Here is an 18,568-nt window from a genome sequence, read left to right on the forward strand (position 1 = left end):
CGCTGACTGACTCGATATCTTCAGTGATTATCCGCTAGGGGAAAATAATAAGCCAAAGAAGGCGTAACCTTATTTTTTTGCTGATCGTTTATCCCGCTCTTTGTAATACCGAACCACAGTACGATGCTGCGCCTTGCAATGGATCAGCGCAATCCGGTCGAGCCCCCAATAGAATGAGATCTCCTTCGGACTAAGGGTACGGGGAGGTGGCCTGGTCGGTATGTCGCATTCTTTCCTAACCGTCGCCGGTGCAGGTTCAAGCGTAAGATCACTTGGTCTCACCCGCGGCACCGCTTCAATATCCTGGGAGGCGCAGGACACGGGTACGATCGAAACCAGGATCAGGCCTGTCGCGAGGAGTGGGAATTGCGTCTTGCCCCTTGGGCGTATGATCGAGTATTTCATCGTCATCACGTTCCTTCCGAAGTTGTGCGCGCAATGCAGCGATCTCAGCGCTGTCCTTGGCCTCACGACGTTCGGCGCGTTCACGCACGTCGCGGGTGATCGCCTGCTGCCGCGCCACCTCCTTGGCACGGAGCTTGGCATGGGCAATCTCGATGCGGGCCCGTTCGTCACGAGCGGCATCGCTGCGCTGATAGGCGATGAAGCCCAAGGCCCCTCCGGCAATCAGCACATAGAGGCCGTAAGCCGAGAGCAGGGCCAGTGCCTTGCCCCCGAGAAACCTCAGGAATAGCATGGTCAAGGCGATGGCTCCGCGGTCTGCTCATCACGCTCCGGCAGCTCGAGCAGCGGCCGATACTCGCCGGCTCTGACGCCCTCCTCGTATCGCCTGTAGAGCTTGTTCAGCACGAAGAAGAGGGCAATGCCGCTAAGCACCATCAGCACCCAGAGATTATTCACCAGCATCTGCCACAGGTCCTGCAGCTGAAAGGCCATGCTGACAGCATCGCTGCCCTGCTCAATGAGGGATCGTCCCTGCTCGATCGCGCTTGCAGGATCTGTGAGCGGGATGGGAGGGCCGGCAATGCCGCTCACCTCGGCACTGCCCGCCAAGGCTCCGCCTGCAGTGATCACTGCAGCGCCAGCCTTGCCATAATCCAGGTTCTGAATGACCTTCGATCCGGCAGCCTTCAAGTCGGCCCCAGTCATCGTTGCCCGTGTCGCCGAGACGTTTCGCTTGGCCTTGTTGGCGAATAGGATGCGAACCGTCACGTCATCAAGGATGCCATCTCCCTGAAGTCCGTTCTCAATCTCGAAGGCCTTCAGGGCTTTCGCGGAGTCGGCACCCCAATCACCATCGATGAAGCCAACTTCCGTGTAGCCGCGGCAGAACAGCTGGCGTTGGATCATGCGAATGTCGCAGATGACGGGGGAGCGCTCAGCGAAGTTCTGCTCGCCAGCCGTCTTATGAGTGGCGACACGCGTGATCTGGACATCGTGAGACCCGCTGAGCCAGAGAGTCTTTTCCGCCTCGCGCCGGTTGACCAAGCCGGTGCTGACGACTTTGACTTTCTTGCCATTTCTCTCAATCGCGGTCTTGTTCCAGCGTGGCAGCTCGCGGGCAACGGCATCATAATCGCCAGCATTGAGGCGGCGCAGCAGCGTCGAGCTGGCGAAGCTTTCAATCCCGGCATTGAAGACGAAGGAGACGAGGGCTGAGAACTGGTTGACGGAAAGCGGCACCTTGACCTTGCTCGCAACCGCCTGCTCGGCCGCTGCGAGGTCTGCCCACAGAAGGCGATCTGCCTCAGCCTCGGTGATGGTTTGCGCCGGCCGCACGCCTTGCGTATGGCCATAGCCGATGGTCAGCGTGCCCTTGGGGTTGCCCGACCGGAACGGCTTGGGTGGATAGGCGCCATCGTCATAGGCAAAGAGCACAAGCCTCTCTGCGCCCTTAATTAGATCAAGGCCGGCACGATTGATTTTTCGGGTCATTTATATCCTCAGGCGTTGATGCAACGGGCGTAGATCACGTCCCGGCCCTTCGCTTGCCACTCCGGCGGAAGCGGGTAAGGTGGGCTCCAGATGATCCGAGGCGGGGCTGCAGGCACAGGAACCACCAGCAGAGCCAGGCAAAAGAATTCCGGCACCGCCACCCCGAAGGCGGCAGCGCAGATGCACTTCATTATGATGTGTGCTCCGGTTAAAAGCTCAGGCGTTGCTCTTCGGCGGCAGCCGGTCGCGCATGGTGTCGACCCGCACGCCCATCCGGTCCACCGACGTCTGCAGTCGCTCCACAGCGGCCACGATGCGGTCCTCTGTCTCCCGCAGCACCTCACGGGAAGCATATTTCTCGGCGTTCATCACCTGAAGCGTCGAGATCGTCGTGTTCATCAGACCGATGCGAGTGTCCATGTCCTTGCGGATCTCCTGCACGGCTCGTTGGGCGCTCTCGACCTCGCGTTTGGCAGTGATCTCAGTGCGGATGATCCTCGCCTCGAGATACCGCCAGACCGCCGCCAGAACGCCGAGAACGCCGGCGATCGCAGTGACGAATTCCCACGTGATAGCTCCCGTCACGACTGCTCCGATTCATCACAAATCCGCGATGCGGCATCATTGGAAAACAAAAACTCAGCTTTGGCGCTCCAAAAACCTTGGTGCGCTCTTGTGGAATTACACGGAATAGGAGTAGCGTGAGGTGGATGCTGTGAGATGAGCCTCACCGGCATCAGCCGGCGGAGCTCGAAAAGGTGCCCCCACTCTCTCGCTGCTCCGCCGGCTCTTCAAGTAATCGTCGCTATCATCTGAAGCAGATCGCCCGGAGCGAAGCTCTCAAACCTGAGCACCTGCCCGATCGCTGGCAGCTACCAACTTCAAATCACCCAGCACGCGGTCTTGTTCCTGCCAGCAGGATAGGCCGGCCAGACAAGAGAAGGTCCGGTCCCGGTCTCCTCTCCAGTTGTAGGATCGCAGACCAGGACCGTCTCGGGCGTGTCCGAGATAGGGGTCAAGAACACACTTGGCCTCTTCATATTCCTTCACCCAGATGACAGCCAAGTCGATCGCTGTACTCATCACCAAGATTTCCACTCAGCGGGAAAGCTGGCGCGGAGAGAGCAGACCTGCGCCCGGCAAGGTCGCCGCAAGTCGGTTCAGGCAAGATGTCCCCGTCAGACCGCGATGCCCTCGGCCGCTTGCCACTCGATCCGAGACGACCACACCAGGCGTTTTGCGGCCACGCCCATGGCTTGGATGTCCAGCGTCTGCGCTATAGTGTCGGCGTTGGCAACGCAATCCATGGTGCCATTGCTCTCATAGATCATAGTCGCTGTGGCATTGACCGCGACATTGCCGCCCATCGCTCGTCGCGCAATGCCGCTGATCATGTAGCGTGCGGCCTCGCCGGTGGGGTTGCCATATTCATAAGCGGTCACCCAAGCCGTGAAACCTCTAGCCTCGCCCTCCGCGATAGGCACCTTCGCGATCTTCGTTGCCGTCGCGTCTGTCGTTACGGCTTGGGCGGAGATGATCTTTTCGTCATAGATCCCGACGCGCTGTTGTCTTCTGGTGAGGTTCTCTCGGAGGACCACGGACGGTTGCCAGCTATCGACGCCGAGATTGGTCCCGATCATCCGGATCCCGGCCGCGAAGGCGACGACCTTGTCGTTGTCATTTGCCGAGAGTGATGGCTCGTAGGAGTTAGCTATCGCACCAAGCTCCATCTGCGGTTCATAGACCCGGAAGGTGAAGTCGACTGCCACACCCGACGGACAACTTAAGAGCAGGGAAACCGCCGAATTTGTTGTCGTTCCGTTGTTTAGCATCCGCGTCCCTGATGAAGTTCTCATGGTCGAGTCGAATGCGGCTATTGCGGTCTCGGTTGCTTCGACACGAGAGTTCGATGCGTACCCTGCAATACGTACATAGGTTAACGCCGGTACGCTTCCCGAGATCAGTTTGTGCTTAAACTGTCCTGTCAAGGTCTGACCAGATGCCGCCGGTAGGGCTGAATTTCTGCCAAATATGATCTCGGGAAATGTGTTTCCGGATGGCGTTCCGTGCACTCTGATCTCAGTGTAGGGCTTGCCTCCCTCGTTTCCAGTCCCTTTCACTTCGTAAGCCATTCCATTGGAGAACGTCACGGCAACCCAGCTGCTCGGAAGGATTCCGGGAGCCCCTACCTGCGCTCCCGAGCCTATGCTGTTAGCTACTCTATTCTTACCCAACGTGCTCTTGATCGTCTCGACGACCTGCAAGCCCTGGATGACGGCCGTTCCATTCGCGGTCCCGACGCCGAGTTGATCGGTGTCTTCGTCATAAGAAAGGTTGAGTACGTTTGCCGAAGGCAAGAGCGCCTTCGCGTTCGCGAAGAATAGCTTGCGCTCGTCTTCGTATGCTTGGGCTATTTGTTGGCGAGTTGCCGCTGTCTGAGAGATGCGAATTTGACCGATGCGGTTGTCATTATTGCGAATGCGCAAAGCCATCGTGTCGACCGTGTACATGCTCCCGATCGGTGTTACCGACCCAGCAAATACACCGTTGATGTAGTATGACCACACGGCACCGCTCTTGACCGCATCGATGCGGAACAACGTCCCGGCGCTAAGTGTCATGTTGGGCGCGTTGAAATTAGTCCCCCCAGTGTTACGAAGGCGCACGGAAACTTGCCCCACAACGCCGTTTCCGCCGACGGAGAATGCATAAGCGCCTCCGGACGTCACGCCTCCCCCTTGTGAAAACTGCAGGTAAGGTGCGGCGCTGATTCCAACTTTTCCCCAAAACGTTACGGTGAAGTCGCCCGCTAATAGATTTGGAACTGTGACCGTCCCCTTGTCCGTCTCGTCATATGAGGGAGACATATAATACCAAGCAACGTCTGCCCCCGTAGCAACAACTTCGCGCCTGACTGTGGCTAGGACAGTCATATGGTTCCCGGCTACCGAGCGCTCTTCGGCGACAAGTTCGATTTGGATATTGTCAAAATCGACAACACACGAGGCCGACTGCGCGCCGCCTGCCCCATAATAAAGTTGCTGAGTTGTACCGCCCGCAACGAACGTGCCTGTTAGCGTTCCCGATCCGGTCGTGCTCGAATTAAAAGCTTGCTCGGCTATAAAGCCAGATCCGGCCGTGTTTCCGGTGCCAATGCGCGGCGTGCACGATCCCGAATTAGTAACGACAGTATAACCGATGCTGTAGCGGTATTGTCTATTCGCCACGAGCCCGGCGGCAAGCCACGTCGCGCGAGTGTTCACCGAAGATCCGGTGAGACGAGCGGCACCAGCGTTTAGCGTGAGCGTCCCTGTGCCGAGCGTATCATAAACCGCCTGCAGTGCCGCGTCGCTGCCATAGCTCGACATATCGTCCGCATGAATTAAACCCTCGCGCATGACAATGCTCGCGAGCGCGACCGTAGCCACACCCGCCGACGTCTTCACAAGTCGGATTGTGGTCGACGTTCCAATCGCTTTGAGCAACAGCGTCACGGTATTACCGGAGGTTACGACCCCGCTGCTAATCTGCGTCGTGTTATTATCGTAAGCCCCCGTTCCGACCGCAGCGCCTGCCGCCGCAAACGTAAACGCATAGTATCGCCCGGAGACCGTGGCGAACGTTATGTTTCGTTGTGCAACGCCTGTTCCGGTCCCTGTCAAAGTTATGTTTGTTGCATCGACCGATGACGAGCCCGTTGCAACACTAGCGTCGGTTGACGCCGGAATGGTCATCAGTGTTTGACCTACCAAATCCGTCAGATCCGCGCTGCTTTCGGCAAGCGCAAGCTTCGTGTCGCCGACCATGTAGCCCGTGCTGAACTTATCGGTCACAGAGGCGAGGATTGATGCGCCGGGGAAGGGTTTGTTCTCCTTCAATATGGCAAGCCATCCCTGCGAGCCGCTTCCGCCGACCGCGCGTCCAGGCACAAGACCTCCGCTTCCGGCACTTGTTCCTGGCAAAGCCGGAGCACCCGACGCGGCATAAGCATTACTAAATCGTGACGACCCGGCGGTTATGCCGCCGGTCGATCCAAAGTTTCCAGCCGCAAATGCCGCCGGATTAGCGCGATCCATGACGTTGGAAATGCAGAAAACTAAATCATTGTCCTTGTCGAACTCACATCGGGTGACAGCGCTTGTGCTATTGCCGTTCTTGATGACACCGTCGGCACGAACCACCGCAGCGCCGCCATTTGTCCCAACAGCAATAGTCGGATTGGGCAAGCCGAAGCGCTGAGGATTGCAAGGTGTTCCGGGCAGAACGGCTGCGGTTACGTCATTTACGAATGCGCTTGGAAGACCTCCGGTCGCAATCGCCGTAATCGTCACAGTGTTAGATCTTTCGGCAATGTTTCCATTTTTAGAGAAAGTGTTGCTAAGATCTATATAGAAACCTTTATCTAGCAGAAAATCAGCCCATGCCAAATACAATGGAGCCGCCGCGTTTCCGCCAACATATAAGTTGCCGTTTAGCATCCATACGCTGCTTATAGCCCGAGACCCGATGAGCAAAACTCCCTGTTGGTTAGCAGTAATGTTTGGGAATATCATCCACATCGGACAATATGGATCGTCTAGGTCATAAATTTCTATCCGCGGGGTAACTGAAGGGTTGCGCGCTACCACCAACGCCCGCGACGGGAAGTCGGCCCTCGCCCCGCGCGTCGCTGTGTTCTTCGCTTCCGTCGCCCATGAATGAGCCTTGCACTTGAGACGCCACGCGCCGCCGTCGCTGTCCTTCGTTGTGTCGTAGATAAAAGCATCCACCACGTCCGACGCGCTGACGATGGCCGCGGCGTAGCTCGACAGGTTTGCAAGACCGGTGATCGCGACGGCACTCTGCGAGGCGGCACCAGCAACACCGGCGTAGGTTGCTGAGATCGCCACATTCTCCTGTGCGGCAAGCCGATCAGCTTCGGCAGCCTCAACAGCAGCCTCAAGAGCAGTCGCACCGCCATACAGATCGAGAGCGTCCTGCAGCGCCTCGCCCACAGCGTTAGCATTAGTGATGGTGGCATCTCGCGCCGCTTCCGCGGTCTCAGCGGACCCCTCACTCTTGGCCGCCCAATGCTTGGCGGAGAACTTTCCTGCCTCAACCTCTACGTCTTCGTCTTCCTCGGCCCATCTCTCGGCGAGATCCTTGGAGACGGCCATGTCGCTGAGGGCACCGACACGAGCGGTGTCTATGTCCTGCAAAGCACCTGCGCGAGCAGTGCCGACAATTGCCAGGGCGGCAAGGCGGGTATCGTCGATTTGGCTCAGGCTGTCGTCACGCGCAGCGGTCACGCTGACAACGGCTGAGCCGGCCGTACCCACGAAGTCGGCCGCGATCTGTGCCGCCGCCGCGCGGGCCTGTTCTGCCTTGAGTGCGTAGTGCTTAGCGGAGAACTGCCAGCTCTCCACCTCATCGTCCTCGTCGGCATCAGCCCACAACTCAGCCTTATCGCGGGCCGCCTCCGCAGCAGCGACAGCCTCCAAGAGCTCAGCCGCGGCAGCACCGTCCAGGAACAGGTACCAGACCTCATCGTCGGCCCCTGGTTCCACGCCCTCATTGCGGTCGAGCGAATACCAATACTTGTGATCATGCCGAACCAGGGTTTTTGCCTGGTACTCGACATCAACCACCCAATCAGAATCGAGCGGGTCGAACTGGAAGGGCATCGGCCCGACAGGCCCCGGGATGAGCCGCTCGATGATCTCGACCCGAGTGGTGACGATATTGGTCTGCATTCTCAACCCTCAGAACAGTGTGTCGGTGACGATCAGGAAGCCCTTCATCTTGGTGAAGGTCCCTCCCATGGGTCCGGTCAGGCGCAGCTCGTGCTGCGCTACCTTGCCGGGGGGCAGGTTGTAGGCCTGCACCTGGGTGAGTTGGATGGTGATGCGGCCCTCGAGGCGGACGATGTCCATTCCATCACCGGGCGTGAACACCAGATAACCGTCAGCCCAGCGGATTTTGAAGTCGGCGCCGTAGCCAGTCAGATCCATCGGATCCTCGCCATTCGGCTTCCAGACGATGTCGAGCGGCGGGATCGTGTCGCCGCGCACGAGGTTCCAGTCGATCCTCGCGTATCCGCCTTCGGTCATGGCAACCTCCCCTAAATCTCCAGGATTTTGAGCCAGGCGCCGGCATCCCTGACCCAAAGGTCGGTGACCGGCTTCCAGACGCCGGCATGCTTTGCGTGTGGCGCGGGTGTCTTCCAGGTGCCGGCATGGCGTACGCGCAGGGCGTTGAGGCCCGAGGCCTCAAAGTGGACCCGCATCCAGACGGTTGCGATGTTCGGCGCCGGCGATCCGCTGCCGCGGGAGGCCGAGATCGAGATTCCGAAGTTCGAAGCCTTGATCTGAGCTGCGCTTGGGGTGAGCCCCCACAGGTCGGCGGCACTGCCATAATCGGCATCGGTGAAGCCGGTCGGCCAGGACGTGCCCGAGGCTTTGCTGTTGCCTGCAGCCGAGCCTCCGAGGAGTGGCCGGACGGTGCCGTCGGCCACGCTCCCGGAGGAGCTGGAATTGCGCTGCCGGCGGATCCGCAGCTCGAGGCCGACGATCTCACCGCCGTCCGGGATGGAGGAGAAGTCGAAGCCGGTGACCTGCAGCGCTGCCGAAGAGGTATTGAACAAGCTTAGGGACGCTGAGGCAAATGATACATCCGATGCAGCGAGCACCGCCTCAGGCGTCGACCATGCGACCCCGGATCCGCTGCTGATCGCCGAGCCGCCCAGCACCCACCCCGTGTCGGGCATCAGGCCACCTTGAACCAGAGATCGCCATCGACGCCGCCACTCGGATCGCCGGTGCTGATGGTGACGTTGCGGCCAATGACGGTGCCCAGTGCCGTCTGCAGCGCCGCCAGGTCGAGCTCGCGCATGGCGGTGGTGTCATCACTCGCGAGCTTGCCGATGATCATAGTCGTATCGTCGGCGGCCCCTGCAATGTCGCCAGGCTTAATTGATCCGCCACCGCCGATCGGGTTGCCGTCGCGGTCTTCGATCGACTGGTGGATGACCACAGTCCCATCGGCATTGCGCACGGTGATCGCCGGGATCCATGTGGCCCCATCTGCCGACACTGCTAGATGCAAATCCTCAGTGCCGTCATTGACGAGGCCGATGCGAGCGCGGTCGGACAAGGCAGTCGCCAGTATGAGCATAGCCTGCTTCGAGGCGGCATTACGCGAGATCCGGGTGACCTGGTCGCCACTGGCATCCGCCTCAAGAGAGACATCACCCAGCAAGGACAGCGCGGCCTCGGTCGCCGCCCCATTGATCCGCAGTGCCCCCGGACTGAACTCCCCCGAGAGCGAGGCAATGAAGGCCTGCAGCGTGTCGTAGAGGATCTGCGACAGCGGCGCCAAGGGGGCGATGCTGTAGCTCTCGCCGCTCCCCGTGGTCCCCGCATAATTAGCGTTCAGTGTCAGGTTGTTATCGCTGTTGACGGATTCAATCTCGTAGAAGACGCCATCGGGCCCGAGGAACGCGTCGCCGGAGCGCACCTTGGCCGCCCACAGGGTGCCGCTAGCGCCCACGACCTCATCGCTCCCGTTCTCAACCGAAACGGTTCCCGCCTTGTACCAAGCCCATGCCATGGTTTCTTCCTCTGTTAGATGAAGGTGCCGATGAGCAAATTGTAGGCAATAAGGTTGCCGGCCATGCCCTCGAAGATCGGGCTGCTCGCCTGGCCGTTATTGTAGTTGTCACGCAGGATGAGTTCGTCGCTCTCGTTCACCATCCAGGTGAGGCCGCGGATGGCGTTGACCGAGGGTCCGGAGACCGTCGAATTCTTCGCCCAGAACGAAATGAAGGTGCCGCCGGCGTTCATCCAGCGGATGGCGCTGGTCTCCGGATTGGTGAAGGTGAGCGTACCGACCACGAAGCGGCTGCCGGGCGTCACATCGGCCAGGGCATAGTCCTCGACCCCCTTGTCACCCCGGTCGCGGGTCTCCGGCGTGAAGGTGCCTGAGACCTGGTCGGTCACAGCGAAGAACTTCTCCGCCGTATCCAGCACCACCCGGCCATCGGTATCGGTGATCAGCATGGCGTTGCTCTGCAGCGTCAAGCCGCGCTGCCCGGCGGAGACGACCCTGGAGCTCGCCGGCTCGACCATGGTCACTTGCGCCTCGCCCGTAGGCTGGCTGTTTGCCGTCTTCTGCCTGGCAAAGCCATTCACCGCGTAACGGCAGCCTGGATGATTGTCATGGGTGGTGAAGAAGAAGGTCGGTCCCTCGCCGGCCATTCCATAGCCGCTCGCCCGCGCCGTCAGGTAGTCCTTGGCCGTGTCGAACTTGGCCCCGCCGGCACGCATGATTCCGGGTGCAATGTAGAGCGTCTCGGTCACGTCAGCACCTTGTCGGTTACCACCACTTCCCAGTCGATGGAGGTCTCCGGCACGACGATGCAGCCGCCGACCGTGCAGGCGAGATTGAAGGTATATTCGATGATCATCACGTTCGTGCCGTCTGTCGCAAGATGGAGGAACCGCCAGGAACCGGCTTCGCCACCAACCGAGGCGCTGGTGTCGAAGGCGCATTGCTGGATTGGGATCGAACCCACCAAAGGCAGATCCGCACCCTCGTAATCGACCACCCGGCCGAGGCAGAACGGGGCCCCTGCCCGCCCATGGGCGAACAGTGTGTGCTCGTACCATTTGCCGCTACGGAAGGAGATGTCAGAGCCGCGGCGCTCCGGCAGGTTCAGTGTGCCGGTGCGCTTGTCGAGACCTGAGACATAATCCAGGTCCGAATGGAAGTAGAGCTTGTCGAGATTGCCGAGCGGGTCCGTGAAGGGTGCATCCGAGGGCCCGTCATAGATCGCGACCTTGCCCGTCACGCCATTCGCCATGAAGACCTTAGTCATCGACGATCTCACCTCCAACGGCCGACGGCAGGCATTTGCGGCTACTCGTACCGTAGGAAGCTTCGTAATCGACCAGGATGTGATCGCGATCCTGAAACACCTGGATCAGCCGGATGACCAGTTCGCCCTTGCGGCCGATCTCCGATCCGTCGGCGATCTCCTGACCGTCCTTCATCAGCTTGCGCATGTGTCAGACCTCGATCCTGATGAGCTTGTTGGTGCAGTCGATGACGAACTTGCCGTCCGGGCTCTGGATCTTGCCCGCCGTCACCGTGCCTAGGTTTGCCGAGATGGCCGACAGGCTGGCCGCGTTGAGCTTGCTCGTGTTGATGGTGCCGTCCACGATCAGCTGCCCGTTGATACCGACGCTCGTCATCCCGTTGACGGTGCCGACCAGGAAGACGACGTTCGGGGACCCCAGGCCGTCATTCTGATAGACAAAGAAGCTGTCGGCGGAGACGCCGATACGGCTTGCAAAGCCACCCTCCCCGTCCGGCACCACCTCCATGTAGAGCCCGGCCTCCTCGGCCTCGCCGCCGCCCTCGACCTTGACGAAGGCCGAGTAGCGCGCCGTCACACCGGCAGGCCCGGAAACCGCTTCCCAATAAAGCTGCCCCGAGGCCGTGCCGCCGGCGGAGTTGGCCTCGACCACCTCCAGAGCCGAGGCGAATGCGGACTCGCTGTCGGCGCGAGCCAGGCTCTCGGCGAGGATGCTCGCCTCGTTCTGGCCAATGCGGACGAACTGGAGGGATACCTCCTGCAGCAGCCCGAACTCGGCCTTGCGACGATCCTTGGAGGCCGTGAGGTCGCCCTGATAATCCCCGACGAGGGCGAGGATGTCCGCTTCCATGTCGTCGAGGATCTCGCGGCGCAGCTGGGTCGCATATTCGCCGACGGCATCGTTGCTGCCGATCGATGCCGTAATCTCGTCGATCTCGTCGCGCAGCTCGCCAATGGCTTCTGCGGCCCGTACCGCATCGAGCACCACGTAGTTGGTCGTGGTGGTAATCGCGATCCACGGCGTCCAGCTGGTTACCCTGGAGGGCGTGGTGGTGATCGTCGCCCGGATCTCATAATCCGTGCCGGCGAGCACATCCTGCGTGATCCAGGCCTCACTGTCGTCGGGCGTGTCGTCACGATGGGTCATCGTCGCGGGTTGCCCTGCGATGCGATACTCGATGATGACCGCGTCGATCGCCTGGTCGGTGGGTGGCGTCCAGGTCACGTGCAGCGCCGGGCGCATCTGGCCGTCGGCGCCCTCGATTGTCTCCGCCTGCAGCTGCACGTTCTGCACATTCGTCAGAAGCCCCGGCGTCGACGGGGGCACGGTGACCGGAACCGACGTCGGCGGAGAACCGATGCCATAGACCCAGGACCCGGTTTCGCCGATCTCGAGGGTGATCGTACGGTCCTCGTTCTCCGTCTTCCGCGCGACCCGATAGGTCCGCCTGCCCCCTGCCCGGTTTGTGTAGGTGATCCAGTCCCCGGGCTCGAGGTAGATCCATTGCAGGCCCACGGTGATCTCGCCCGTCGCCTGCATGCGGGTCTCCCGTGCGCGGATCTCGGCAACGCGGTTGGCCTGGTAGGGCGATGGCACCGAAGGCAGATCGAATTGGGTCGCGATCCGCTCATTGCCATCCTGCGCCTGCCAGGTCGGATCGGTGACCGGCGGGTACGCACTCATGCCCCACTGGTTGTCCGGATCGGTATAGGAGCCGAACACAGCGTTCAGCAGCTCGACCCGGGACCGCTTGCCCCGCCATTTCGCGGCATAGCCATTGGCGAGGTGATCCTCGGTGATCGTCGCGACGGAGGCTTGCGCCGCCCCTGCGATCGGGCCGAAGCTGCCGGCCTTCTCATAGGAGTAGCCGGCCATGGCATGGGTGAAGGCCTCGATCGCCGTGCGGTGCTCGACATCGGCTGTCACGATCGCCGCGCAGACGTAGCGCTTGGCTGTGCCGCCGCCCTCGGTCACCGTTTCGTCGCAGACATTGGCTGCCGCCATGTAATAATCGACGATCAGGTCGCTCGCCGGCACGCCCATGCCCAGCACCAGTTCGGACCCGCGATAGAAGCCGCGGCGGTAGCAATACTCCATGACCGCCGGGTTCTCGGACCATTCCCAGGTCGATTGGTCTGCCCAGCGATGCGAGCCGGAGCCGCCGGCGGTCGTATCCTTGCGCAGGTCGTAGAGCCTGGCGCCCTTTAGCTCGAACAGCAGCTCCGGGATCCCTGCAACGAAGATGTCCCGGTTGTACGCCATCTGCACCTGGACATGGCAGATGCCGGAGAGCCTATCGTTCGCAGTCCAGCGTCCCACCGGATTGGCATTCGCAACGAGCGCCGAGTTCACCGCCTGGTCGACCCTGCCGGCGAAGAAGCGCAGCAGGATCCGGTCGTCATAGCCGTCGACAATATAGACGGCATCGGCGCCGCTCTCGTCGTCTGGCTGAGCCTGCAGAGCCATGCTGACGCCGTCGACATAGATGCCGATCAGCGCCTCGCATTCGAAGTCGCCCAGGGCATGGACCAGCTCGAGCTTGTCGTTCTCCACATCCCAGGTGTTCCAATAGAGTAGATGCCCCTTGAGGCCGATCCGTCCCAGGGGGATCGAGCGTGGAACGTCACCCCCGGTCTGCAGATCGACCTGGCCGCCGCCCGGTGGCCGCTTTGGCTTGGCGAAGGCGCCGCTCAGGGCGCTGATGCCCAAACTCAGGCCGATGCCGATCGCCGCCGAGATTCCATAGGAGACGATCGCAAACGCGGTCGTTCCCGCCGCAAGCCCGATCGCTCCAGCAATGGCAGCGCCGATGACAGGAGGCATCAGGGTACCCGAAACGCCTGGATCACGTGCGACCGTGGGACCCGGATGACTCCGGTCCGCGCCTTGGCAACGAACATGACACCCTCGCAGATTGCCGCCGCCTGCTCGTGCTCAACCTCGATCACACCGAGATCCCCGCGCTGGGCCATCGCCGGCGGCACCTCTTCGAACTCGGCCGCCAAGGCATGGACGATGGTGGCAAAGCCTCGGCGATGTAACGCACCCCGGGCACCACGAGCAGACTTGTACTTTCTGGCCGAAGCAAAGGGTTCATGGCCGGTCATCGCCTTCACGACATCCATTGCCATGCCCCAGCAATCGGAGACCGCCCATTCGAAGGGGCGGGCCTCATGGGACCGAATTGCATCGAATAGACGCTCAGGCCAGTTAAGGACTCGCATGGCATTGCCGGTGTTGAAGTGATGCGAAGAAAACAGGGATTGTCAGTGAAAGACGAGCAGGACGACTCCGATATTCAGCTCAATGATGCCGCGCTGAATCTGGCCCTAATCGAGCTGGTCCGGTTCATGTACAATCATCTTTTGGAGGACGAGGACGCCGAGAAGTTTTCGTCGAATGTCAGGCTTGTCCGGGATCGGATTCTCAGTGATCTCGATAACCAGGCAGTTCAGCCGAGCGACACCGAGGACAGCAACCATCTTAGACGACGGGCCAAATCATACATTTCTCACATCTTCTCGAGCATCTCGCCGGAGGGGGTAGAGCCCACCAGCCACTGACCGTCCTGCTCTAGACTACTCAATTTTCTTTGGCCTCTCGGCGCCCCAATAAACCTGTTGGCGGGACGCTCCGATGGCATACCGAAGGCCACCATCATCGGGATCGATCAGCCTCTGATCGGCATCCGATCGTAGCCGGTAGCCCGTGCGGGTATGATCGCGGGAGCGGCACTCGATCCGGCCGATGAGGGTGTATTCGCCATCGGCCGCCTCATCATGCTCGATCTGGTCAAGGGTGCCGCGATAGCGCACGCTGACCGACAGGAGGGCTGCAGTCAGCGGATGGAAGAAGGCCTTGTAGATCGTCACAGGCCGCTGGTGATACGCCTCGCTCTCGATCTCGGCGAGGACATCGCCGGTCAGCCCGGCCTCGGGCAGCGCCCGCAGCCGCACCTCCAGGGCCACGGAGCCGAGATCGTCGCGTTCCTCGATCGAGGCCACGCTGAGGAGCGAGCCGGTGCCGTTGAAGGTCAGTCCATTCCAGGTGAAGACCCCGTCCCCGGTCCAGAACCCATGGAAGCCGGAGGGGAAGTCGAACAGGATCATGTCGCGCTCGGCGATGGCACCGGCCTCGATCGTCGCCAACGTCGGCGCATCGATCGTCCGCATCAGGCAACCCTCTGGATGGCATCGAAGCTGATCGAGGCGCGACGGCCGATCGTCTCCTCGGCGATCGAGGTCGGATCGATGAGCATCAGACAGGCCGCCTTGGTCAGTTTGTAAGTCGCGGCCGTTGAGAACAGGTTCAGCGGCACGTTCGGCTGGATGTTCACGGTGGCAATCCCGTTGCTGGCTCCCGTCAGGTCCGCCGCCACCCGGAACAGGCCGCGACGTTCCTCCTCTACCAGGCCGACATAATCGCCTGCCCTGAACTGGAAGTTCGCCGGCAGGCCGACCAGCCGGATCGTCGTCGCGGTGAGCTGCGTCACCGCCCCGGTCCCGGCAAAGGGATTGCCGGCCGAGGTCAGGGCTGGCAGCCCGCTGTCGATATACTCACCCGGCAGGGGGCGATGCGGATCATGACCCAGGAACGGCTCGAGGCCACCACGGCGATCGTCAAGCCAGGCCTGGAAGCGGCCGAACGCGATCAGGTCCAGGGTCTGCGTCGTGAAGCTCGCCATCCAGCGCGACGGTCCCGTCTCGATCACTTGCGCGCCACCACCCCGGAACGGTGTCGCCAGCACCGTTCGGCGGAGGTCGAATTTACGGGGCGCGACATAGTCCACATCGGGAAGCGCGGTGATCGCCATCAGAACAATCTCGATCGAGACTGCGCGTCCTTGACCATGGCTGGCAGGTTGCGGGTCAGGTCCGCCTGTTGCTGCCTGAGCTGCTTCATGATCCGGGCCTCGACGCCGGCCTCGGCGCCGCGCGCGTCGATCATCGGCGCGAAGGTGACGTTGATCGCCTGGCTGCCGCCCATGCTGCCCTGGATCCCCAGATCACCATTGCTCATGCGCTTGATGGGGAAGATCCCTTCCGCCCCCTTCTCGCCCGCAATTCCCGCACCGCCCTGCATCGGGAACATGATCGGACTGCTGATCACGCCGCCCTTGGCGAAGGGGACGATCCGGCCGTGGCTGATCACATTGCCCTTGGCACTCGGGAACAGCGTGCCGAGGATGCCGCCGCTCTTTGCAGACCCGAACAGCCCGGCAAGCGGTCCCTCCCCCAGGAATGCCGCCTGGAGCGAGGCCTTCAACAGCATCGCCCCCAGGTCGTCGAGGACGTCGGTGAACTCCCTCGCTCCAGTCGCAAGATCGGCGAATGCCTCTACGCCGGCAAACGAAAGATCCTTCATGGAATCGTTGAAGGCTGCCTGCGCTTCCTTCGACTGCTCCAGGGCCTTGGCATCAGCCTCGACCGCCGCCTTGCGCGCATAGAGCAGGTCGACCTCGTCCCGGATCTGCCGCCCAGCCTGAGTGGTGAGATCGGTACCTGCCGCCTTCAGCCGGTTATACAGCTCTTGTTCCTGGGCCGTACGCCCCAGCTGCTCGCGCTCGAACTGCAAGGACGAGAAGACGTCATTGATGCGGTCGGCCTGGCGCTGATAGGCCTCCGCCGCCTTCTTCGCGGCATCCTCTGCAGTCTTAGCGGCCGCCGCTGCCTCACGCTCGAATTGCTTCTGCGCCGCCGGGTCTATCCCGGAGAAGCTGTACCGCTGCCGTCCGCCCTGCGACGAATGCGGCTGCGGCAATGTCTTCTCGTTCTGAGCCCAGCCCGTCTCCTGGATGAGGCGCTGCTCCTCCTGGATCGCCTTGATCCGGTCCTCGATGATCCGAGCCCGCTGCCGGTCGACGTCCATGCCAGTGGCCGCCGCCGTAGCCCTGGCATCCGCCAGCTGCTCGGTCCACATCCGCTCTTCCGCGACCAGCGCAATCATGCGGTTGCCGGCATCCTCCGGATCGGTTGCGCCGGAGGCGTCGGAATAGATCTCGCGCAAAGTGCTCAAAATACCCACGGCTGCGCGCTTGACTTGCAGATCGAGGGTCGCCGCCCAGGCGGCGAACTCGGCATTGATCTTCTCGGCCTCATCGAAGATGTCCTTACTGAGGATCTGCCCCGTCGCCCTGGCTTCATCCTGCAGGTCGGCCAGGCCGTCCCGGCCACGGCCAAGGAAGCGGATGAACTGCTCGCCGGCCATTCCCCCGAGCAGCTCGTCGAGGATGCGGATCTGCGCCGCCTTATCGAGATCATGGATCCGCCGCATGATCTCGGTCAGGAACTCCGCCGGATCCTTCAGGCGCTCCTTGATCTCCTTCGGCGTCATGCCGATCCGGCCGAAGGCTTCCGCTGCCGGTCCCTTGCCGGTAACGATGAACTCGTCCGCGCGCAGCTGCAGCTCCTTGAGCCCATCGGTCAGGGCGTCGACCCCGACCTTGGACTGCACCGCTGCAAACTGCAGCGCCTGAAACGCCTCGACACCGATCCCCGCCATCTTGGCATCGGCCGCCGTCTGGCTCAGCTCCACGATCGAGTTCTGCAGAACCGACAGGCCCTCGGTCGCCGCCGCGATGGCGCCGCCGGCGAGGAAGCCACCCGCGAAGCCGGCAAGACCGGCGGCAAGCCCGGGGCCCAGCCTGCCCACCGAACCGAGCACCTCGGAGGTGCTCTTCGTCATGATGCTGGTGAACTTACGCGACTCGATCTCGGCCTCGCGCGTAAACATCCGCACCTTGTTGCGGGCGAGATCGAAGCCGGGTCCGAGCTGGGAGGAGTCCGCAACGATCGGGACGCGCAGCGGTGTGACGTTCATCCCAGTCTCCGGAAAACGGCGAGAACATTGGCCGCCGTGGCAGGCTTCATGCGCCCCTGCGGTTGCGTCTTGTCAGACGACTGACCTAGCAGGGTCTTCAGCAGGTCGATCCGACCGCGATAGGCGGTGATGATCGACGACATCGTGGTGTTCAACGTTTGCTGCTCGGTCCAGCCCAGCCATCCCATGCCGATCTCGAGCAGCCAGTGATGATGCTCGGCATGGGTGATCATTTTCCCTCGGCCGTCTCGTCCTCCGGCCTGCGGCCGCCATTGAGGAGAAGGGTCAGATACTGGCTGAGCGGCGCCACCAGGTTACGCACACCCTTGGCGTAGACCTTCTCGCGCAAGGCAGTGTTGATGGACTTGCCCGACCCCGCGGCGACGATCCCCACCATGGCATCGAGGCTGTGCCCCAGCAGGCTTTGGAAAGCGGCCGAGTAGCCTCCGAACCTGCTGTCCACCAGCATCGCCGCCTCGAGCGTCGGGCGCAGGACGAGAACCTCGTCCGCGAGGGTGATTTCGACGGTGTCCATCAGGCTTCCTCGGCGGCAGGCACGATGACCTTCGACCCGGTCTTGATGCCCAGAGTGATGGTGCCACCGACGACCTGGTTGGGCCCGCCGATATTGTCGACGAAGGACATGACCTTGGCCTTCACATAGATCAGCGTCGGCATGCCGCCTTCGGGGGCATCGTTCAGCTCGATCTTGAAGTTATAGTCGTAGTCAGTGTCAAGGGCGTCCTCGACCGCCTCCTGGCCGGCATCGTCGATCACCCTGGCCAGCTGGATCGCCAGGCTTCCGTCATTGCGCGTGCCCTTGTGCTTCTTGACGTCCCGGCTGGCGAGCGGCTCGTGCGTGATCTCCTGATAGGTGCGACCGAACTCGCCGAGATTGGTGACCTCGCCGATCTGGATGTAGGTGTCGGACGCATGCGCATCGGCCGTGGTGCCAATCGAAATCTTCGTGCCGGCCGAAGTGGTTTCACTCATGAATA

The 18,568-nt window shown here is 61.6% G+C and carries 21 protein-coding genes; 1 reads left to right on the forward strand and 20 read right to left on the reverse strand.

Annotated elements, in window-relative coordinates:
* Window positions 1-295: 295 nt before the first annotated feature.
* From FKM97_RS07900 to FKM97_RS07965, 14 genes are all read right to left on the reverse strand, one after another.
* Window positions 296-703, reverse strand: a complete 408-nt coding sequence (locus FKM97_RS07900) for a hypothetical protein (protein WP_144291866.1) — start codon at window positions 701-703, stop codon at window positions 296-298.
* Window positions 700-1,896 carry a glycoside hydrolase family protein gene (locus FKM97_RS07905; RefSeq protein ID WP_144291867.1) on the reverse strand — a complete coding sequence of 399 codons (1,197 nt, stop codon included), beginning with the start codon at window positions 1,894-1,896 and terminating at the stop codon, window positions 700-702. Before FKM97_RS07905 ends, FKM97_RS07900 begins: the two co-directional genes overlap by 4 nt.
* Before the next feature lie 8 nt (window positions 1,897-1,904).
* Window positions 1,905-2,087 (reverse strand): hypothetical protein, encoded by a 183-nt coding sequence (locus tag FKM97_RS07910; protein WP_144291868.1) that lies wholly within the window; start codon window positions 2,085-2,087, stop codon window positions 1,905-1,907.
* Between the two features lie 25 nt (window positions 2,088-2,112).
* On the reverse strand, window positions 2,113-2,481 hold the full coding sequence (locus FKM97_RS07915) for a hypothetical protein (RefSeq protein ID WP_144291869.1): 369 nt from the start codon (window positions 2,479-2,481) through the stop codon (window positions 2,113-2,115).
* A 255-nt stretch (window positions 2,482-2,736) separates the two neighbouring features.
* Window positions 2,737-2,979 (reverse strand): hypothetical protein, encoded by a 243-nt coding sequence (locus tag FKM97_RS07920; RefSeq protein ID WP_144291870.1) that lies wholly within the window; start codon window positions 2,977-2,979, stop codon window positions 2,737-2,739.
* Between the two features lie 95 nt (window positions 2,980-3,074).
* Complete coding sequence (locus FKM97_RS07925; protein ID WP_144291871.1) at window positions 3,075-7,634, reverse strand: LamG domain-containing protein; 4,560 nt, start codon at window positions 7,632-7,634, stop codon at window positions 3,075-3,077.
* Between the two features lie 3 nt (window positions 7,635-7,637).
* Window positions 7,638-7,985, reverse strand: a complete 348-nt coding sequence (locus tag FKM97_RS07930; protein WP_144291872.1) for a hypothetical protein — start codon at window positions 7,983-7,985, stop codon at window positions 7,638-7,640.
* Window positions 7,986-7,996: 11 nt separating this feature from the next.
* The gene (locus FKM97_RS07935; RefSeq protein ID WP_144291873.1) at window positions 7,997-8,641 is read right to left on the reverse strand and encodes a hypothetical protein; all 645 of its coding nucleotides are present in this window, start codon (window positions 8,639-8,641) and stop codon (window positions 7,997-7,999) included.
* Window positions 8,641-9,483, reverse strand: coding sequence for a hypothetical protein (locus FKM97_RS07940; RefSeq protein WP_144291874.1), 843 nt, complete (start codon window positions 9,481-9,483; stop codon window positions 8,641-8,643). Before FKM97_RS07940 ends, FKM97_RS07935 begins: the two co-directional genes overlap by 1 nt.
* A gap of 14 nt (window positions 9,484-9,497) precedes the next feature.
* The gene (locus FKM97_RS07945; protein ID WP_144291875.1) at window positions 9,498-10,232 is read right to left on the reverse strand and encodes a hypothetical protein; all 735 of its coding nucleotides are present in this window, start codon (window positions 10,230-10,232) and stop codon (window positions 9,498-9,500) included.
* The gene (locus tag FKM97_RS07950; protein ID WP_144291876.1) at window positions 10,229-10,750 is read right to left on the reverse strand and encodes a hypothetical protein; all 522 of its coding nucleotides are present in this window, start codon (window positions 10,748-10,750) and stop codon (window positions 10,229-10,231) included. Before FKM97_RS07950 ends, FKM97_RS07945 begins: the two co-directional genes overlap by 4 nt.
* Window positions 10,743-10,937, reverse strand: coding sequence for a hypothetical protein (locus FKM97_RS07955; protein WP_144291877.1), 195 nt, complete (start codon window positions 10,935-10,937; stop codon window positions 10,743-10,745). The genes FKM97_RS07950 and FKM97_RS07955 overlap by 8 nt, the downstream gene beginning before the upstream one ends.
* Window positions 10,938-10,940: 3 nt before the next feature.
* Entirely contained in the window at window positions 10,941-13,574 is a 2,634-nt protein-coding gene (locus FKM97_RS07960; protein ID WP_144291878.1) for a phage tail protein, read from the reverse strand.
* On the reverse strand, window positions 13,574-13,975 hold the full coding sequence (locus tag FKM97_RS07965; protein ID WP_170240813.1) for a DUF6950 family protein: 402 nt from the start codon (window positions 13,973-13,975) through the stop codon (window positions 13,574-13,576). The genes FKM97_RS07960 and FKM97_RS07965 overlap by 1 nt, the downstream gene beginning before the upstream one ends.
* Window positions 13,976-14,020: 45 nt before the next feature.
* On the opposite strand from FKM97_RS07965, the gene FKM97_RS07970 reads away from it, so the two are divergent.
* Window positions 14,021-14,314, forward strand: a complete 294-nt coding sequence (locus FKM97_RS07970; protein WP_205014812.1) for a hypothetical protein — start codon at window positions 14,021-14,023, stop codon at window positions 14,312-14,314.
* 15 nt (window positions 14,315-14,329) lie between these two features.
* Here FKM97_RS07970 and FKM97_RS07975 read toward each other — a convergent pair whose 3' ends face one another.
* The 6 genes from FKM97_RS07975 to FKM97_RS08000 are packed head-to-tail and all read right to left on the reverse strand — an operon-like array spanning window position 14,330 to window position 18,563.
* A complete protein-coding gene (locus tag FKM97_RS07975; protein ID WP_144291881.1) occupies window positions 14,330-14,923 on the reverse strand; it encodes a hypothetical protein in 594 nt (197 codons plus the stop codon).
* Complete coding sequence (locus FKM97_RS07980) at window positions 14,923-15,564, reverse strand: hypothetical protein (RefSeq protein WP_144291882.1); 642 nt, start codon at window positions 15,562-15,564, stop codon at window positions 14,923-14,925. The genes FKM97_RS07975 and FKM97_RS07980 overlap by 1 nt, the downstream gene beginning before the upstream one ends.
* Window positions 15,564-17,570 carry a phage tail tape measure protein gene (locus FKM97_RS07985; RefSeq protein WP_144291883.1) on the reverse strand — a complete coding sequence of 669 codons (2,007 nt, stop codon included), beginning with the start codon at window positions 17,568-17,570 and terminating at the stop codon, window positions 15,564-15,566. The genes FKM97_RS07980 and FKM97_RS07985 overlap by 1 nt, the downstream gene beginning before the upstream one ends.
* Window positions 17,567-17,803, reverse strand: coding sequence for a hypothetical protein (locus FKM97_RS07990; protein ID WP_144291884.1), 237 nt, complete (start codon window positions 17,801-17,803; stop codon window positions 17,567-17,569). Before FKM97_RS07990 ends, FKM97_RS07985 begins: the two co-directional genes overlap by 4 nt.
* Window positions 17,800-18,105 (reverse strand): hypothetical protein, encoded by a 306-nt coding sequence (locus tag FKM97_RS07995; RefSeq protein WP_144291885.1) that lies wholly within the window; start codon window positions 18,103-18,105, stop codon window positions 17,800-17,802. Before FKM97_RS07995 ends, FKM97_RS07990 begins: the two co-directional genes overlap by 4 nt.
* The gene (locus FKM97_RS08000) at window positions 18,105-18,563 is read right to left on the reverse strand and encodes a hypothetical protein (RefSeq protein WP_144291886.1); all 459 of its coding nucleotides are present in this window, start codon (window positions 18,561-18,563) and stop codon (window positions 18,105-18,107) included. The genes FKM97_RS07995 and FKM97_RS08000 overlap by 1 nt, the downstream gene beginning before the upstream one ends.
* Window positions 18,564-18,568: the final 5 nt, after the last annotated feature.

Source organism: Rhodoligotrophos appendicifer (genome assembly GCF_007474605.1).
Taxonomy (GTDB): domain Bacteria; phylum Pseudomonadota; class Alphaproteobacteria; order Rhizobiales; family Im1; genus Rhodoligotrophos; species Rhodoligotrophos appendicifer.

What these genes read in the sequence shown, in the direction of transcription:
- FKM97_RS07995 (WP_144291885.1), bottom strand. Translation starts at nt 18,105, where the DNA reads ATGGACACCGTCGAAATCACCCTCGCGGACGAGGTTCTCGTCCTGCGC.
- FKM97_RS07990 (WP_144291884.1), bottom strand. Translation starts at nt 17,803, where the DNA reads ATGATCACCCATGCCGAGCATCATCACTGGCTGCTCGAGATCGGCATG.
- FKM97_RS07940 (WP_144291874.1), bottom strand. Translation starts at nt 9,483, where the DNA reads ATGGCATGGGCTTGGTACAAGGCGGGAACCGTTTCGGTTGAGAACGGG.
- FKM97_RS07965 (WP_170240813.1), bottom strand. Translation starts at nt 13,975, where the DNA reads ATGCGAGTCCTTAACTGGCCTGAGCGTCTATTCGATGCAATTCGGTCC.
- FKM97_RS07930 (WP_144291872.1), bottom strand. Translation starts at nt 7,985, where the DNA reads ATGACCGAAGGCGGATACGCGAGGATCGACTGGAACCTCGTGCGCGGC.
- FKM97_RS07935 (WP_144291873.1), bottom strand. Translation starts at nt 8,641, where the DNA reads ATGCCCGACACGGGGTGGGTGCTGGGCGGCTCGGCGATCAGCAGCGGA.
- FKM97_RS07920 (WP_144291870.1), bottom strand. Translation starts at nt 2,979, where the DNA reads ATGAGTACAGCGATCGACTTGGCTGTCATCTGGGTGAAGGAATATGAA.
- FKM97_RS07985 (WP_144291883.1), bottom strand. Translation starts at nt 17,570, where the DNA reads ATGAACGTCACACCGCTGCGCGTCCCGATCGTTGCGGACTCCTCCCAG.
- FKM97_RS07960 (WP_144291878.1), bottom strand. Translation starts at nt 13,574, where the DNA reads ATGCCTCCTGTCATCGGCGCTGCCATTGCTGGAGCGATCGGGCTTGCG.
- FKM97_RS08000 (WP_144291886.1), bottom strand. Translation starts at nt 18,563, where the DNA reads ATGAGTGAAACCACTTCGGCCGGCACGAAGATTTCGATTGGCACCACG.
- FKM97_RS07905 (WP_144291867.1), bottom strand. Translation starts at nt 1,896, where the DNA reads ATGACCCGAAAAATCAATCGTGCCGGCCTTGATCTAATTAAGGGCGCA.
- FKM97_RS07975 (WP_144291881.1), bottom strand. Translation starts at nt 14,923, where the DNA reads ATGCGGACGATCGATGCGCCGACGTTGGCGACGATCGAGGCCGGTGCC.
- FKM97_RS07910 (WP_144291868.1), bottom strand. Translation starts at nt 2,087, where the DNA reads ATGAAGTGCATCTGCGCTGCCGCCTTCGGGGTGGCGGTGCCGGAATTC.
- FKM97_RS07950 (WP_144291876.1), bottom strand. Translation starts at nt 10,750, where the DNA reads ATGACTAAGGTCTTCATGGCGAATGGCGTGACGGGCAAGGTCGCGATC.
- FKM97_RS07955 (WP_144291877.1), bottom strand. Translation starts at nt 10,937, where the DNA reads ATGCGCAAGCTGATGAAGGACGGTCAGGAGATCGCCGACGGATCGGAG.
- FKM97_RS07980 (WP_144291882.1), bottom strand. Translation starts at nt 15,564, where the DNA reads ATGGCGATCACCGCGCTTCCCGATGTGGACTATGTCGCGCCCCGTAAA.